Annotated in this window: 21 protein-coding genes; 12 read left to right on the forward strand and 9 right to left on the reverse strand. The window is 44.6% G+C overall.

The annotated features are described in order from the left end of the window. Positions 1-561 precede the first annotated feature (561 nt). Genes ABD894_RS15255 through ABD894_RS15265 form a run of 3 tightly spaced genes read right to left on the reverse strand, consistent with a single transcriptional unit; the run spans position 562 to position 3,341 of the window. Positions 562-1,344, reverse strand: coding sequence for a hypothetical protein (locus ABD894_RS15255; protein WP_345211922.1), 783 nt, complete (start codon positions 1,342-1,344; stop codon positions 562-564). Between the two features lie 33 nt (positions 1,345-1,377). Then, entirely contained in the window at positions 1,378-2,001 is a 624-nt protein-coding gene (locus ABD894_RS15260; protein ID WP_345211923.1) for a response regulator transcription factor, read from the reverse strand. Further along, positions 1,998-3,341: a sensor histidine kinase gene (locus ABD894_RS15265; protein WP_345211924.1), complete on the reverse strand. Its 1,344-nt coding sequence runs from the start codon at positions 3,339-3,341 to the stop codon at positions 1,998-2,000. The genes ABD894_RS15260 and ABD894_RS15265 overlap by 4 nt, the downstream gene beginning before the upstream one ends. 26 nt (positions 3,342-3,367) lie before the next feature. Here ABD894_RS15265 and ABD894_RS15270 point away from each other — a divergent pair, with 26 nt between their 5' ends. The 5 genes from ABD894_RS15270 (at position 3,368) to ABD894_RS15285 (ending at position 8,095) form a co-directional block, all read left to right on the forward strand. Then, a complete protein-coding gene (locus ABD894_RS15270; protein ID WP_345211925.1) occupies positions 3,368-4,480 on the forward strand; it encodes a carboxypeptidase regulatory-like domain-containing protein in 1,113 nt (370 codons plus the stop codon). A gap of 1,581 nt (positions 4,481-6,061) precedes the next feature. Continuing rightward, positions 6,062-6,187: a winged helix-turn-helix transcriptional regulator gene (locus ABD894_RS28190; RefSeq protein WP_425562970.1), complete on the forward strand. Its 126-nt coding sequence runs from the start codon at positions 6,062-6,064 to the stop codon at positions 6,185-6,187. A 375-nt stretch (positions 6,188-6,562) separates the two neighbouring features. Continuing rightward, complete coding sequence (locus tag ABD894_RS15275) at positions 6,563-7,138, forward strand: Crp/Fnr family transcriptional regulator (protein ID WP_345211926.1); 576 nt, start codon at positions 6,563-6,565, stop codon at positions 7,136-7,138. Positions 7,139-7,206: 68 nt separating this feature from the next. Beyond that, positions 7,207-7,623, forward strand: a complete 417-nt coding sequence (locus ABD894_RS15280) for a DUF4267 domain-containing protein (RefSeq protein WP_345211927.1) — start codon at positions 7,207-7,209, stop codon at positions 7,621-7,623. 4 nt (positions 7,624-7,627) lie between these two features. Next, entirely contained in the window at positions 7,628-8,095 is a 468-nt protein-coding gene (locus ABD894_RS15285; protein WP_345211928.1) for a hypothetical protein, read from the forward strand. 117 nt (positions 8,096-8,212) lie between these two features. Here ABD894_RS15285 and ABD894_RS15290 read toward each other — a convergent pair whose 3' ends face one another. Continuing rightward, positions 8,213-8,557 carry an EthD domain-containing protein gene (locus tag ABD894_RS15290; protein ID WP_345211929.1) on the reverse strand — a complete coding sequence of 115 codons (345 nt, stop codon included), beginning with the start codon at positions 8,555-8,557 and terminating at the stop codon, positions 8,213-8,215. Between the two features lie 99 nt (positions 8,558-8,656). Between ABD894_RS15290 and ABD894_RS15295 the strand changes: the two genes are divergently transcribed. Then, a complete protein-coding gene (locus ABD894_RS15295; RefSeq protein ID WP_345211930.1) occupies positions 8,657-9,010 on the forward strand; it encodes a winged helix-turn-helix transcriptional regulator in 354 nt (117 codons plus the stop codon). Between the two features lie 139 nt (positions 9,011-9,149). Here the strand turns inward: ABD894_RS15295 and ABD894_RS15300 are convergent, their stop codons facing one another. Further along, complete coding sequence (locus ABD894_RS15300; RefSeq protein ID WP_345211931.1) at positions 9,150-9,980, reverse strand: NAD-dependent epimerase/dehydratase family protein; 831 nt, start codon at positions 9,978-9,980, stop codon at positions 9,150-9,152. Positions 9,981-10,042: 62 nt separating this feature from the next. Then, positions 10,043-10,903 carry an AraC family transcriptional regulator gene (locus ABD894_RS15305; protein WP_345211932.1) on the reverse strand — a complete coding sequence of 287 codons (861 nt, stop codon included), beginning with the start codon at positions 10,901-10,903 and terminating at the stop codon, positions 10,043-10,045. Positions 10,904-11,035: 132 nt separating this feature from the next. Between ABD894_RS15305 and ABD894_RS15310 the strand changes: the two genes are divergently transcribed. From ABD894_RS15310 to ABD894_RS15330, 5 genes are read left to right on the forward strand one after another with little or no spacing between them, the layout of a single operon-like run. Then, a complete protein-coding gene (locus ABD894_RS15310) occupies positions 11,036-11,827 on the forward strand; it encodes an SDR family oxidoreductase (protein WP_345211933.1) in 792 nt (263 codons plus the stop codon). Position 11,828: 1 nt separating this feature from the next. Beyond that, positions 11,829-12,263 (forward strand): DUF2147 domain-containing protein, encoded by a 435-nt coding sequence (locus ABD894_RS15315; protein WP_345211934.1) that lies wholly within the window; start codon positions 11,829-11,831, stop codon positions 12,261-12,263. Positions 12,264-12,283: 20 nt separating this feature from the next. Beyond that, positions 12,284-12,484, forward strand: a complete 201-nt coding sequence (locus ABD894_RS15320; protein WP_345211935.1) for a hypothetical protein — start codon at positions 12,284-12,286, stop codon at positions 12,482-12,484. Further along, complete coding sequence (locus ABD894_RS15325; protein WP_345211936.1) at positions 12,481-12,840, forward strand: hypothetical protein; 360 nt, start codon at positions 12,481-12,483, stop codon at positions 12,838-12,840. Before ABD894_RS15320 ends, ABD894_RS15325 begins: the two co-directional genes overlap by 4 nt. Positions 12,841-12,852: 12 nt before the next feature. Continuing rightward, the gene (locus tag ABD894_RS15330) at positions 12,853-13,761 is read left to right on the forward strand and encodes a helix-turn-helix domain-containing protein (protein ID WP_345211937.1); all 909 of its coding nucleotides are present in this window, start codon (positions 12,853-12,855) and stop codon (positions 13,759-13,761) included. A gap of 64 nt (positions 13,762-13,825) precedes the next feature. Here ABD894_RS15330 and ABD894_RS15335 read toward each other — a convergent pair whose 3' ends face one another. Next, the gene (locus ABD894_RS15335; protein WP_345211938.1) at positions 13,826-14,212 is read right to left on the reverse strand and encodes a DoxX family protein; all 387 of its coding nucleotides are present in this window, start codon (positions 14,210-14,212) and stop codon (positions 13,826-13,828) included. 13 nt (positions 14,213-14,225) lie between these two features. Beyond that, the gene (locus ABD894_RS15340) at positions 14,226-15,023 is read right to left on the reverse strand and encodes an SDR family NAD(P)-dependent oxidoreductase (protein WP_345211939.1); all 798 of its coding nucleotides are present in this window, start codon (positions 15,021-15,023) and stop codon (positions 14,226-14,228) included. 135 nt (positions 15,024-15,158) lie between these two features. Between ABD894_RS15340 and ABD894_RS15345 the strand changes: the two genes are divergently transcribed. Next, positions 15,159-15,542 carry a winged helix-turn-helix transcriptional regulator gene (locus tag ABD894_RS15345; protein ID WP_345211940.1) on the forward strand — a complete coding sequence of 128 codons (384 nt, stop codon included), beginning with the start codon at positions 15,159-15,161 and terminating at the stop codon, positions 15,540-15,542. Positions 15,543-15,659: 117 nt separating this feature from the next. On the opposite strand, the gene ABD894_RS15350 is transcribed toward ABD894_RS15345, so the two are convergent. Beyond that, positions 15,660-16,058 (reverse strand): DUF5655 domain-containing protein, encoded by a 399-nt coding sequence (locus tag ABD894_RS15350; RefSeq protein WP_345211941.1) that lies wholly within the window; start codon positions 16,056-16,058, stop codon positions 15,660-15,662. Positions 16,059-16,081 lie beyond the last annotated feature (23 nt).

Below are 16,081 nucleotides of genomic sequence, written 5' to 3' on the forward strand. Positions count from 1 at the left end.
AAAACAATTAGGAATATTTGAGGTTATTTTATAACTACTATGGTCTTGCTGATTTATTGGTAGTAAACAGATTTTTATAAAATTACCCCCTTGTACAGCGATTGTTCAAGGGGTTTTTTATTTTGAAACCCTAACTTAACGCTAATCGTAATACTATTAAAATAAGTGTATTACTAATTTTCTAAATCTGATGTAGGGGTGGCTATGTAGATAGCCATCCTTTTTTATTACCAGAGCACCTTAGGCTTATCATTTGGATTGCAGATCTATCTACCTGGTAAAAGCACCGCAAGTAAAATCCGTCAGGATGTAAAATAACCATTCCTTTTATAATCATGACTAACGGGAATGTTAAACAACATTCCCGTTTTTTAATTACTCAATACTCGGTTTACAAGCAAGATTTTCACAGAGCTCAGCCTCGTCATCTTCAAAGGCAACACATTATAATCATCGATTGAACTCAAGCTGATGTTTTGATGGCTTGTGTCTGTAAAACTTTTGCAAATCACTGGATTGAGTGGCAATAAATATCAATTATAGTCCAATTCAATATGTTAACTAAAAATTCAAAGTGCCATCTTCTATAATTACTGTGCCCCTGGTTCCGGCTATAGGAGGAAGACTGCCGTTGAAAGTGCCTTGGATCTGTTTAGTAACGGGATCAAAGGTGGTAATGTTGACCGTAGCATTCCCATCTGTGGTTTTGCTGCCCCAAGTTCTGAAACCAATAGTGCCATCATAAGCAGATACATAACGGATAAATGATTTTGAAGTGGCATTGCATATAAAAGTGCCGGGGCCGGTTATCGCATCAAGCTGAATAGTAAGTTCAAAGGTTTTATAACCTAATTTACCAAAACTACCTTCACTCCTGAATTTCACAATGGTAAGCCTCTGATCGGTATAGTAGACTCTGGTTGCAAAACCACTTTTGAAACTGATCGGTATATCCGGCGTGGTGATGGGGTATTTATTAAAAACAAGGGCTACCGCGGTTTCCTGTTCCGCTTTGATCTCGATAGCCTGGTTTTCGATCGGCATGTAGCCGCTGACAGGCTCACTCATCAGGGCGTAAGTTCCGGCCTTTAATCCCGGGAAACTGAATTTGCCGGTGGTTGCGTCGGGTACGGTCCGCTGGATTTTGTCTGCCGGGTCACCGTCCTTCAGGATGATGACTGCCTGAACCGAACCGATGGGAGATACTGTCCCGCTAAGACTGCCGGTTTTCTCTTCTGGTTGCAGTGACGGGTTGTTTTTACGGCAAGCGCCCAGGCCGGCGCTGCACAATAGCAGGATAATAATTACCTTCTTCATCATGCGCACAAAAATATCGCCCGGCATGATTTTACACAATACCGCAAATTGGGGGATTTATCAGCTCAGCCATTTGTTTTGCCCGGCAACTTTCAAGGCGTCTGCCTTACTGTTTACGGCCAGTTTTTGATAAATGTTCTTGATATGGGTGCGAACGGTTTCTTTGCTGATAAACAGGTCGAGCGCTATCCTGGAATAAGTTTTCCCCTGGGCTATGCCCTGCAATACCTCTTTTTCTCTTTCAGATAGCGGCGAATCCTGCGGCCGGTTAAAGGATTGTACCACCATTCGCGCGATGCTCAAACTCATGGGCGCACCGCCTGCAAAGGCTTCTGCAATGCTTTTTACAATATCGTCCGTGTCAGAGTTTTTTACAATATAACCACCGGCACCTGCGCATAATGAGCGGAAAACCTTGTCGCTATCCTCCAATACGGTAATAATAAGTACTATACATTTCGGCCTGCGTTTTTTGATCTGCAGGGTGCCTTCTATGCCGGTCATCCCGGGCAGGTCAATATCCATTAGTACCAGCCCCGGTTCATCTTTTTCCAAGTGTTGCAGCGCCTGTTCGCAACTGCCATATTGGCCTGCTACTAAATAATCGGGGCAACTATCAATAACGGCTGCAAAACCCTCGCGGATCACGCTGTTGTCTTCTATAATCGTAATGCGTTTTTTCATGCGTTTGTGTTAAGATCAGTTACCCGGATGGTCACCTCGATCAGCGTTGCCGATGTTTGTTTGGCCAGGTTAAAGTCAAACCCATTTTTTTGGCAGCGGCGTTCCATGTTAGTCAGGCCATAATGCTCATGCACATTGTCGCTTTCCTTCCAGTTGCCATTATCGCGCAGACTATAGGTAATGCTGGCAGGCTGGCAACGCATCTCAAAAACAACCTCCTTAGCGCCGGAATGTTTTACCACGTTGGTCATTGCTTCTTTAAAAATGTAAATAATGTTCAGGGCTGCCGATGAGGGGAACTGTTTGTCGTGACATTCTTCTCCCATAGACGAGAACGCGATATCAAACTGGTTGTAATAGTTTTGCCCGTAGCTGGTAAGGTAATGAAACAACTCCTGCGGATCATCGCTGTTATGGTGCAGGTGCCATAAAAAATCCTTACTGCTGGCATACAAGGCCTTGCTGTTGCGGATGATGCTCTCTACCAGCGGCCGGGCTTCATCATCGGGCGTGAGTTTGAGTTTCAACAGCGAAGCCTGCCGGGTTATGGCCGAGAGCATGTTACCTGTTTCGTCATGAAAATCGGTGGCGATGGTTTCGCGCATGGTGTTTAATTGTTCGGTACGTTGTTTTACAGCTTCGTCCAACACGCTGATGCGGCGGTCCTGCAACAAGCGGATCTTGGCCCTGTCGCTTTCCTGGTCATATTGCAGGTAAGCCAAAAAGCCGCCAAAAAAAACAGTAATGAGCGCGTTCATCACCAGCGCGTAAAGCGGGCTGCCAAGCGCGCCGTCCACACCGGCCGGAAGGCCTGCATGCAGGGTTTGGTAGTAAATAAATCCAAATAGCCCCAGGTTGGTAAAAATCACCCACCAACCGTAACGCTTATCTGCCCAAACCGCCGCCAGCAGGTACATGTGTAATATGCTGACATTGGATGAATAGATATAGCCCGAACTCCTGATCCAGTCGTATATAATAAAGTAAGTAACCAGCGCTGTAATGGTCATCGGGATGCGGTAATGCCCCCAAAACTTAATAGACAGGATAATTGTGAGCACCAGGAAATCATTGATCAGGAAACCGATAACAGGTTTGCCTATCAGATGTATCACCGGCGGAAAGATCAGCATTAGCGGAAGCCCGATCATGGTAGTGCTGAGCACAATGCGTAACTCATTATACCTGGGGTGGGTTTTGTTGTGCTGAATGTGTTTTGGCAGGAAATAAGTAACTATCCGGTCGAACTGCATTTGCCCAAGGTACGTGTTTTTAAAACCCGGCGGTAACGGTAACAGCAAAATCCCCCAATCTGCGGTATTGCCCTGTAAATACACCATATCTACCTTTGCTTTACCATATCATTATGAAAAAATTAGCCCTATACCTTATCCTATTACTGGCTACGTTTAGTGCCTGCAAAAAATCAGAAAAATCCGGGCCTGATCAAATCGAGCCGGCAGTACCAAAGCTTGCTATCGAAGGCAGTATAATGCCACTTTTTGCCGTTGACCAGTTTGCCGTAACGGCCACAAATACGTCTACCGGCGTGAACACCACCGCGAAGCCTGGTGAGGATGGCGTTTACCAGTTTTTTGATCTGCCGGCCGGCGAATACAGCATTAATTTTCTTATAGCAGGCGCAAAAGTACAACCCAACGGCTTTTTGCTTACGCTGGAACCTGATGAGACCAGGTTTTTGGAAAGGGCTGATTTTAGAGGCAGTCCGCTGTTACAGCCGGCAACAGGTACGGGTACCATCGTCGGGCACCTGACCAATGTTGCCAGTAACATCGGTGTCTCAGTTTTGCATAAGGGCAATTTGCAAACTTATTCTGCAAAGACTGACGCGGAGGGGAACTTCACCTTTCGAAACATGCCCAGCGGCGATTATTACGGTACTATAAACATAGGCTTGGGTTACACGCCGGTATCTGGTACCAAATTTGAAGTAACGGTAGCTGATGGAGAGAGGGTAGATGCCGGCTCGTTTCTGTTCTACGATGATGCCGACCCCGGCTCGCCTAATTTTATTACTTATGAAATGGATGGCCGCAAACATTTCCGGGGCAAAACCGTTGGTGCAAATTATACCTCGCCAAATCTAAATTTGTGGACCTATGATACATGGATAAGCGTAAGCTTAGGCGGTGGTCCGTTAGGCGGCAATAGCTCAAAATCGTATCAGATGGATCGGCTGGATATTAAACTGGATGATGTGAAAGGCGCCGGTACTTACCCGGTTATGGGTACCGTACAATCGGTGATTCGCTATACCACATTTGCAAGACTATCAACCGGTCGCCCATCTTCCTATAACATGATTTGGGCAGGTACAGGTACCGTTACCATCACTTCAATTGATGTTGCAGCAAAAACAATAAGCGGTACGTTTTCAGCTACGCTTGTCCCCGAAAATGTTTTTGCAAAGGGCGACAAGGTGATCAGCAATGGCGCGTTTGCCAATTACAAATATTGATTGAACAAATTGTGTGTTTACAGGTTGAACTTTAATGACCGACCGTAAGCCCATCTACCTTAATTTTAGCTATCACAGTTAGCGTTGGTAATCAACGATTGTTTTTCATGATGATCAACAGTAAATGAAACGATCAAGTAATTACTCCAATTTAAAACTTTGACAGGAATAAGGTTTTAAAGAAAGAAACAGCAAAAGAGTTGCTTCTTAATTACTTTATGGAACAAAACTCATCCTGCAATCATCGGCGATTTTTTTAAATGGTTAGTCAATCTCTATAAAATATGTTTGCCAGTATATAGTCCATTTTCGGGAGGATGAAACTTTTACTATGGCATACAGTACAAACTATAGCTCTAATTTATAGGGTTTTGATTTGTAACATTGCGAACCTGATTTCTGTAGTTCGATCCAGCTCCCCCTGAATGGTGCTAGTAGCCCCAACAGGGCTAAACTCGAACCATTTTCTGCAAGATTTACAACTTTTTGCTAATATTTATTAATAGTTCGAGCCTAGTCTGGGGAGCGATAATATAATATTCCGGCAGGCGTCGACCGTTAAATTTTTATCATACTCCGTGCTGTACCCTCTGGGGAAAATTTGTAGACGCCTATTCATAATTTTAGTAATTGCTGCTAAGCTTTTAAACGATTTAAATGTCGCTTGAATGGGGTTCGATTCCCCCATAGGATACCCTAGACTCAAAATGACGACTTTAACTCAAAAACGCGATTTTAAGTTCCTTCTAAAACAAAATTATCTATTTACAGTGTAATAACGCATATTTTTGAAATTTGAGTTGTACTGTCCTCTTACAAACATTCATAACAACATGGTAAAAGTTTATTAGTTTTTTGTTACCTGAATATTTATAAGTTACTGAAGTTTAAAATACAATGAATTTCTCGATGAATAATTAGGGTTAAAATCATTTTAGTTCAATTGATAGTTTACAGAATCTATTAACGATACAGAAATATCGGGCTATTCAGAAGCCTGCATAAAAAATTCAAGTTAAATCCGTTTTCTGATGCGGCTAAGTGTCTCTCTCGAAACGCCTAAAAAAGAAGCGATCATATTTAGTGGTATCCGATAGGATATATTTGGATAGGTCTTCATGAAGTTCTGGTACTTTTCTTCAGCGGTGTAGCTGATATTGCTGAGTATCCGTCGCTGGCTTGCGTCAAAACTTTTTGCCTTAAGCTCTTTTGGCAAATGCACAACTTATTCCGGCAAGAACTTAGCTGCGCTTTTACCCTCTTTCGGGAAATTAGTTTGATTAGCCACAATGCAATCCTGTGGCTGCGCGGATACAATGCCTACGCCGGCGCATGCCAGTACTCCAAGAGCATCAGCGTTTGCAGCGGCACTCTTAGGAAAAGATACAGCGGAGAGCGCGGCACGAAGTGGATGGCATAAAAAGCGGGGCGTATGGCAGGGAAAAGTTATCTTTAGTATGATGAAAGCAGTCTGAATTTCTTATCTTTCTTTCGGATAGGATTTTACAGGCTATATTCCAACGTAAGAGAAGAGGATTGGGTACTATGGCAATTATTGGAGATTGCCCGCGATATTAGGGGATTAGTGATCGAATGCTATCCAGGGAATTGAAAGAAATCGAAGCGCATCAATTAATGGAAAGACAGGTATACGATTTCTTTCCACCGGTGGTGGAATACAGCGCAAACAGTCAAACGCAGTCTTAAGAGCGTGATTACCGCTCTTAAATAATGGGGACATATTCATCGGGATAAAATTATCGGCAAGCCCATGTAAGGCAGCGATCTGCGGAAATGCCAGTCATGATGGAAATCATCCGGCCGCCTGCTTTGAGCCGGCTTCCCTTTGGAATTCAGGGCATTTTTCACCTGAGGGTAATGTCCCCGCATTCGCTTGCTGATAAGCAAACAGTGCCTGGTACTATAAGCATTCTCTTTTGCGAATACAAATCCTTTCAGTGATATTGAAAAGATTTGTTCGACTGAACCGGATATTGTTCATTTAAATTATCTTAAGAAATGTTACCATTGTGCGGTAAAGCCATTGGATCAGGATCGGAAGTGATTTATATCTAAAAGTGAATGCAATTTTTAATAAATAGTTTTAAACAGCTCATCAACATTACCGAAGATGAAGCTCAATTGATCAAGGAGACCTTTACGGTAAAGGAGATCAAAAAAGGAGAACATTTCCTGAATGAAGGAGAAGTCTGCCGGTATGCGGCGTTGATCAGGAAGGGCCTGGTCCGCTATTACATCAATAATGACGGGAATGATGGCACTTATTATTTCGGCAGCGAGGGTGATTTTATGTGCGACTATGAAAGCTTTCTACCTCAACTTCCATCTAATAAAAATATCCAGGCCCTGGAGGACACATCTTTGTATATCATAAACCGGGATGGTCTTCAAAAACTTTATAAAGGTCTTAGCGAGGGCGAGCGTTTTGGTCGGGTCGTCATAGAGCATGTTTTTGTCAATGTGCTTCAGCAGTTATCCTCCTTTTACAAAGACGCTCCTGAACAACGCTATCAGCGTTTTATGAACAGCTATGCAGACATCAGTCAGCGGGTGCCCCAATATTACATCGCATCTTATGTGGGTATCAAGCCGCAATCCTTATCCCGCATACGAAATAGAATTGCCCACCAGCGTTAATTAACCTGGGTGAATGAATAAGAAATGAAGTCAACCGAGATTTGCTTAACAAAAAAAAGTTAAAGCAAATGAAAACACAGCACATCAATTTTTGGGGGCCGCGTTCGGCTTCGTATTGGCTTACTGCCTTGTTAGCCATAGGCATTATCTTTATAGGGGGCAGGTTTATCGTGGCTCCGCAGGCAGGCGCAGATGGGTTTGGCATTCCGCTGGCTCAGACGAAAGAAGCGCTGGCCTATGGCTGGATCAAGGGAGTCAGGGATATTTTCTCCGGTATCGTACTTCTTGTATTCCTGATCCGTCGCCAACCTCACGCTGCCGGTATCGTCTTCGGTGCGGCGACCATTATCCCGATCTCGGATGCCCTAACTATACTTGCCGTCAATGGGACCGGTGATCTGACGCATTTAATGATCCATGGCTTTACCGCTGTTTATATGGCGATTACTACCGTGTTTTTATTTAAAGCAAAAGCTGAAAAATAAGGTCATGCAGTCCATGATACTTAACATCTTCAACGGCCTGGCGATAGTCGCTACAGCTGTTGTCTTCGGCACAGATGTGTTTTTTGCTGTGGTGGGTAGAAAAGCTGTAGCTAAAAGCAAAGATGGATCGATAGCTGATCTGATCGGCCATTTTCATGAAATAGCCGACCAACGAATGCCCGTATTTGGTGTATTGGCGATAATTACCATCTTAATGCAGGTGGTTTTAAATGGCTTATCCACCCTTCATGGGCAGTTCTCTGTCTTATCGCTGATCGCTTTGCTTACGCATTTGATGATCTACGTTAAGATCTCGAAACCCATAAATAAGATCATGGTGGAGGGAATAAAATTCGGAAGGATGATCGGCAACATCAGGGAATTACAGCAACGCTGGGACAGTGTTATCTATTTGCGTGCAGGCGTATTATTGATAGCCCTGACCGGATCGATACTAATCAACTATTTATAAAAGGTGCCGGGCGGAATCACATAAACGGTATGAAAGATTATGTTTGATAGCTCATCAAGTCTTTCCGTCTGATCTGTTCATCAGATCAGACGAAAGGACGCTTCCACTGTTGAATGGTCAGGATCCGAAAATAACGGTAGTTTCTTTCGTGGTCAGCATAACAACTTTGCGCTCATCGAAAAAATTAGCGTGATCCGGTTGCACATTTTTCAGGAAATTCTCTGATGAAAAAAACTGTCGGTAATCTTCAAAAGAGTCGAAATAGATATCTGTGATCGCATCAAAAGCAGGTTCTGGAGATCCCGGTTCAGTGATCGGGTGGCTCACTACATACTTACGAACATATTGCTGCGCTTCAGGTATCGAAGAGAATAGCGGGGCGTGCTTATTTTTGTGATGATCGACGAATGTTTCCAGGCTCATGCCCGGCAGCTTTTTAATTAAAAATGAAAATTTGATCATATCTTTATTTTTTTTGGCAAAGCTATCTCAACTCAGGCCCGGGGTCAAGTACGCATAAATTAATCACTATACTGATCATGGGATACAATACAGAAAATCATGTATGAAAAGAAAATACCGCTTAGGTTAGATTGCGGCCTTCACCTGTTCAAGGAATTATTGAACGGTAAATGGAAACTCATGCTGATCTACTATATCTCAGCCGGGCTGAAAAGACCAGGAGAATTACAAAGAAAGATTCATACTGCGGACAGGCGGGTACTCACGAATCAACTTAATGAATTGGTCAAGCACGGATTTGTTGATAAGACTATTTATGACACGAAAGTGCCAAAAGTTGAATATAAACTTACTGCGTTAGGGCAAAGTCTGCTTCCGATCATCTTAACCCTGGAGTCATGGGGAGAAAATAACAGAATAGTCCTGGAGAAGGCGCTTGAAGCATCAATGTAGTTCAATTTCGGATCGACCTCGCAAAAGATCACTTTCCCTTTTTTTAAGACTACAAATGAGAATAACTTACGAATGCTCTCATCCGTAAGTTATCAGGTAGCTATCCTCACAAGACATTTTGGGGATAGTATACCGATCATTATAATAATTTCTCCTGAACAGCCTGATAGACCGTTCTGATCATTGGCTGAAAGCCAAGACTTCGCGCAAGCGAACTGTCAGAATGGAGATGCCAGGGGTTGATCAAAGGGTCGGCCGACGGATCCATTTGCTCACCTACGAGCTTTAACAATTCATATAATGTTGTTGGTGCTTCATCGCTGATGTTCACTATTTGTTGATCCATGATTCCATCCAAAGCCATGCTGACAGCGGTATAAATGTCACGGTGATGGATCGTGCTCATTCTCATAGCCGGATGAAATTTTGCCGCCGTTACATGCTTTGGCAAATTCTCCAGATGACCATCGCCGTCGCCATAAACAAAAGGGAACCGCAATATCGCCCAGCTCATCTCGCTATTCCTGACCTCTTTTTCTGCGGCTACTTTGCTGGCGGGATAGGCATGCTGAGGATCGACCTCATCGTCTTCACGACCTGGATGCGGGTTGTCGATGTTATAAACGTGACTGGTGCTTGCAAAAATGAAGCGTGCATCAGGCGCATTATTCCTGGCTGCTGAGATCAGGTTGCGGGTGCCCTCCAGATTGCTTTTCCAAATGAGATCAGTATCCGCTGAACGGAACACCGCCGCTAAATGTATAATGGCTGATACGTCCTTCACCGCTTCAGTGAGCGAATCGGCATCGAACAGGTCGCCTTCAACGGTCGTTACGCCATCCGGGACTGCTTTGCCGCCACGCACCAGTGCCCGGCACTCCAAACCAGCATTTACCAAACGCGGTAAAAGACGCGAACCCACCAGGCCATTACCGCCTGTCATTAATATTGTTCTTTTTTGCTTGTTCATTACGATATATATTATTGAACAAAGCTCAGCATCCTGCGATGGGGAATGCCGGACAGATCCAATTAATTCCCTGACAGATCCTGTGAGAATTGTGCGATGGTCTGACCGGTGACCTTCCTGAACAAGCGGGAAAAATATTCCGGATCATTAAAGCCGAGATCAAAAGCCAGCTCCCTGATCGACGAGCGCTCACCATAATATAAACGCCGCCTGGCTTCCAGTATCAAACGATTGGTAATATACTCCTTAGGTGAAAGTCCCGAATATTGTTTAACAACCTGATACAACCCGTTAATGTTGGTACCCAATTCAGCTGATAGCTGACCGATACTTGGATGGTCGGTAAAATTTGTTTCCACCAAGGTTTTGAACGCGGAAAAGGTCGAAAGTTTTTCAGTTAAAGGCTCCTGACCAGTGCTGAAATATGCTGTATTTATTTCTGTTAATAAGCTGTTCAGATGCGCAAGGATGAGTTCGGGATCCGTATTCCAATTACTTAACAATTCCAGGAGTATCCCTAAAACGGTTTTCACACGCATGGCCGCCGACCCATCAAAACTCACTTTCTGGGAGTTTAAAGGGTTCACCAAAAACGGATATTGTTTGGGCAGCAAGGATAGGCAGGCCTCATCAAAACCCAATTTTACATAATCTGCGCCTTTTTCTTTTACCGGTAATTCATGTATTTGGTGGGGCATAACAAAGATCAGATCGTTATTACCTAATTCATAAGTGTTCAGATCTATCGTATGCGAACTGCTGCCATTGATCATGAACAGGAAAAAATAATACGGCAGATGGTGTGGCGCCTTGTAGCTTGCGGCCTCAACTGCGGTGAGATGGCCAAACTCCGGCGACACGATCCTGATCGGAAGTTTATCGTTATGCCTCAGATCATACAGGAAAGACCTCTTGCTTTGCATATTCAAAGGTAAGGACTTTGTATCCAATTTTTTGGATGACGACATTCAGCCTTTTGGCTACAAACCCGCGACTTTTGCACACATTCCGCCGCCGATCTTCCTGCAACTTTGCAGTAACAAATAACAGCAGATATGGATCTACAAAATAGCACAGTGCTGATCACCGGCGGAACCAGCGGGATCGGTTTAGAACTGGTCAAACAGCTTACTGAACTCGGCACGCGTATCATTATTACGGGCCGCGACCTTGATAAACTGACCGAAACACAAAGACGGTTCCCGAAAATCCACTTTTTTCAAAGTGATGTCAGTATTCCCGAAAATATTAGTGAATTGTATAATAATGTCACCCGGCAATTCCCCGACCTGAATATCATCATCAACAATGCCGGCGAAATGCGTCTGCTTGATCTGCAGGATACCGGGAAAAGCCTGGAGAATATGACCCGTGAGATCGATATCAATCTCACGGGGACCATCCAGATGGTGCACCAGTTCTTACCGCACCTGATCAAAAAGCATTCGGCAGCCATCGTGAATGTTTCCTCCGGCATCGCTTTTATGCCTTACTCTGTAGCTCCGGTCTACAGCGCCTCCAAAGCAGGGGTACGTGCTTACACACAGGCTTTGCGTTTGCAACTAAGAGGCACCAGCGTAAAGGTTTTTGAAATGATCCCCCCGGGTGTTAACACCAACCTGCAGAACGACTGGGTATTACCCACCAACCCGTCCATGATGATGAATGTAGACAAAATGGTGAGCCTAACTATTAAAGGGTTGCAAAAGGACAAGCCGGAACTCAAGCCTTTCCTGATCGGCGTGATCAAATGGGTGAGCAGGATCATCCCCGGTGCCCTGATCAATTTCGGGCACAAAGAATTTAAAAAATTCAAGCAATTAAATAATAACTCAAGCGCTAACTAACATGAAAAGAACAATTTCAGCAGCTATCCTGCTGCTTTTAACGATCACATCTTTTGCTCAAAAATTACCTGCGGATCAGATATTGGGGACCTGGCAATGCAGTGATTACAAGATCGAAGTGTATAAGGCCGGTAGCACCTATTCAGCCAAACTCTTATGGTCAAAGGGTATGTTCGAGGCTGACGGGAAAACATCCAAAAAAGATATAAAGAACCCCAACGAAAAACTAAGAAGCAGGCCGGTAGAAGGCTTAACACACATCACCGAACTCGTTTACAAGGATGGCGAATATGTGGATGGCAAATTGTATAGTGTGCAGGATGGCAATACGTACAGCCTGAAAGGAAAGCTAAACGGCGTTAACGATCTGGAAACACGCGGATACAAAGGTGTCCCGATGTTAGGTAAAACTTATAAGTGGAAACGATTACAATAAAAAACTTTAAAACTATAAACATGAAAAATATTCATAATGACAGCTTGTCAAGGTTTTGGTTCTTGGTTTCCAATGCCATGCCGCCTGTAGGTTTTTTCCTGTACTTCAAACACAGGAAGCAATATCCTAACAAAGCAAAAAGAGCCTTAACAAGTGCCATGATCGGTATACCATTGGCATTGGTAATGGGTTACATCATCAATACACATATCCTGAAATGATCATGATAAAAAATAGCATCTCCTTACTCTTGCTAATCGTATCTGTATCGCTCAGCTTCAAACACGCCTGGGATACCGCACATTATCAGTCCAATCCTGCATCACTCACCATGATGACCAGCCTGGGTATCAACAGGTCCGCCGTTCCTGTCTTTGTGTTTTTGACGGTGGCAATTGGTATTCTTTTGATTATGCCCAAAACATTCTTTTTTGGGAACATGCTGAATGCCATGTCTATCGTTTTGATCATGGGACTGGCTTTGCGCGCGGGTAATTACCGGATCGCATTGGTCGAGATCCCGTTCTTAGCGATGCCGCTGATCATGATCTGGCTGAAATATCCTTTTAAAAATTAATTAAATTGCCACATGTCCAAGGCTACGCCATATAGAATAAGTTCGATAACAGAGATCCATCGTTTAATGGGGCTGCCCAAGCCTCACCATCCGCTGATCAGCATTGTTGACCTCGAAGGATTTAAAAATGACCACGACATCGATGCCGTGATATTCGATCTGTATGTGATATCCATGAAACGGGGCTGCGATAACCTGTTTTACGGTCAGCAGAAATATGATTTTGATGAAGGCTTAATGGGGTTCATGTCGCCGGGCCAGGTATTGCGTGGTGAGGAGAACGGCGTGCCACTAAATCTGGAAGGATGGATGCTTTTTATCCACCCCGATTTTCTCTGGAACACATCGCTTGCCTCCAAGATCAAAAAATACGAATACTTCGGTTATGCGACCAACGAAGCACTGTTCCTTTCTGACAAAGAAGAAACCGTTATCAATAACATCATCAGGAACATCAGAAATGAGTATCATTCCAACATCGATAAATTCAGCCAGGATATAATTATTTCAAATCTGGAAACACTGCTAAACTATGCCGAGCGTTTTTATCAGCGCCAGTTTATTACCCGGAAGATAACGAACAGCAAGATACTGGACCGGTTAGAGGAAGTATTGACCGGGTGCATCAATGATGAAGCTATGCTTTCGAAGGGAGCGCCAACGGTGCAATATCTTGCTGATGCATTGCATATCTCATCTAAATACCTGAGCAGCCTGCTGAAACAACTCACCGGGCAAACTACGCAGCAGGTCATTCATGAAAAGCTGATCGAAAAAGCCAAAGAAAAACTCTCGACCACAGAACTATCGGTGAGCGAGATCGCTTATAGCCTGGGTTTTGAACATTCACAGTCGTTCAGTAAGTTGTTCAAAAGTAAGACCAGGCTGTCGCCGCTGGAGTTTAGAGCATCTTTTAATTAGCTTTCATTCTACAGCGGTGACAAAAGGTACGACAGCAACTGTTGATGCAGGTGCTGTCGTATGCTCAGATCGGACTTAAATTCCCTTTATTCACAATGCGCATAGATAGTTCCGGGAACCGGATCACTGCGGTGATCCAGACCAGCGCCTCTATAGCCGCCGGGAAACAAATGCTCTGCCCGTGCTGCAAGTGTGTGGCAATAGCTCCGCCCAGATAAGATGATAATAGCAACAGACCCGGCAAACCTGTCCTGGGGATCATGAACAGCACCGCGGATATCAGTTCGATAATTCCCAGTGAACGGTACGTATCCGGCGAGATCCCGAAAGACCTTGTCATTGCTAATGCGTGTTCACTGCCGCTGATCTTATCTGTAGCTGAAGCGGTCAGCAATAGCAGCACGATACCACTCAGCGTCCAGCCAACAATATTCTTTATTTTCTTATTCATAGCCATTGGTCAGTTAAACAGAACGGGTATGACCACCGTCAACACGTAGTAAAGCCCCGGTAATGTAATTCGTCATCGGACTGGAAAGATAGGCTACAGCGGCGGCAACCTCTTCCGGTCTGCCGAATCGCCCGACATCGTTCTGTACAAATTGCATGACGGCATTCCGCTCGATATCCGCCCATGCTGTGCCCCAGCCATATTGCCCGGCCATATTGAGCAGCATGTTGCGTGTGTTCTCTACCAGCATAGGCCCGGGTGCAATAGTGTTAGAGGTGATCCCCGTACCTTTCAGTTCCCTGGCTAATGATACCGTCAGGTTATGACGGGCAGCGGTAGCCGCCAGATAATCGGGCTGCAGGGCAAAAGGCTCTATGCCGCCTGAGGAACCGATCTGTATCATTCGCCCCCAGCCCAGCGTTTTCATGGCTGGCAACAAGCGGTGGATCATACGCACATAAGCGAGTACGTTGATATTGTAACTTTTTCCCCATTCGGCAGCACTGACATCCATCCAGGCCCTTGGCTGATAGGCGCCCGCATTATTGACCAGGATATCTACCGGCCCGTCGGCCAGCACATTGCCTGCTACAGCGTCTGCGCCTTCATCCGTTGAGAGGTCACCCAGCACAAAGGTGGCCTGGCCACCATCATTTTTAATGCCTTCTGCTACTGCAGCAGCACGGCTTTTATTTCTACCATGAACGATCACTGCAGCGCCCTCGGCAGCCAATAAACGGGCGATCGCTTCACCCAAACCCGCACTGGAACCGGTAACCAGCGCTCTTTTCCCTTTTAATTGAAGATCCATTTTTTCTTTTATTACTTTTGTGTATTAACTTACTTTAAGTAAGTCAAAGCTACACTGTTAGTTAAGTGTTGTCAAGAAGGTACTTGAATATCAGCTACTTACTTATTAGTAACTATTGCTGAAAATGAGCGGTATATGAAAAAAGAAATTTCAAGAAAATGTGAGCATGACCGCGACAACTGTCCGGTCAAGGATGTGCTGAACCGGGTTGGCGACAAATGGTCCATGCTGACGGTCATCATGCTTGCTGATCATGGGGTATTACGTTTTAACGAATTGCATCAGCTGATCGATGGCATCTCGCAGAAAATGCTGACTGTTACGCTTAAGACACTGGAAGCCGATGGCCTGGTTTCGCGAAAAATGTACACCCAGATCCCGCCAAAAGTAGAATATACATTGACATCATTGGGTGAAAGCCTGGTACCCTCACTCTTGCATCTGTACGACTGGGCCAATACCCATATGCCGGAGATCAAAGCCTCCCGTGAACGTTACGAAAAAAACATTTCCCTGTAAGGACAGGCGGTTAAGCCGGGATTTCCGTGAATTGAATATCGGTTAAGGACCTACTTTTTATCCCTAAATAAGACGGTACGATCTCCGTTCTTATAAACCCTTCAACGACCAGCGTCATTATAATTCGTAAGATTCCCGGAGGTAAACAAACAAACCCGGCCGGATATCATCCAGCTTGGAAACCCGGATATGATTTTCGAATTTTTTACCCGATGCCATGCTTTTGATGACCGGTTTTTCGGGATGCGGCACCTTTGAATAAAATTTCAGGTCCAGTTCCTTTTTCATTGGCCGGATAATGAGAAAACCTACCCGCCGGGTAAACACAATGCAATTGGGGGTAACGCCAATCAATACATTTGGCCAGTCCGCTACTTCGGCAATTATCTTGTCAAAGACAAGCACCAGTTCCGCTGAACGCCCTTCAAATAAGCTATCCAGGCTGACCCGAGCGCAGTAATGCCGATAGTCCTCCCAGGGTAGTTCGCGATCACATTTTGGACAGGTCCAGCTCATATTGATAAAACTCTCCGCAGGAA

Origin of the sequence: Mucilaginibacter gynuensis, assembly GCF_039541195.1 — a bacterium.
Lineage (GTDB): Bacteria > Bacteroidota > Bacteroidia > Sphingobacteriales > Sphingobacteriaceae > Mucilaginibacter > Mucilaginibacter gynuensis.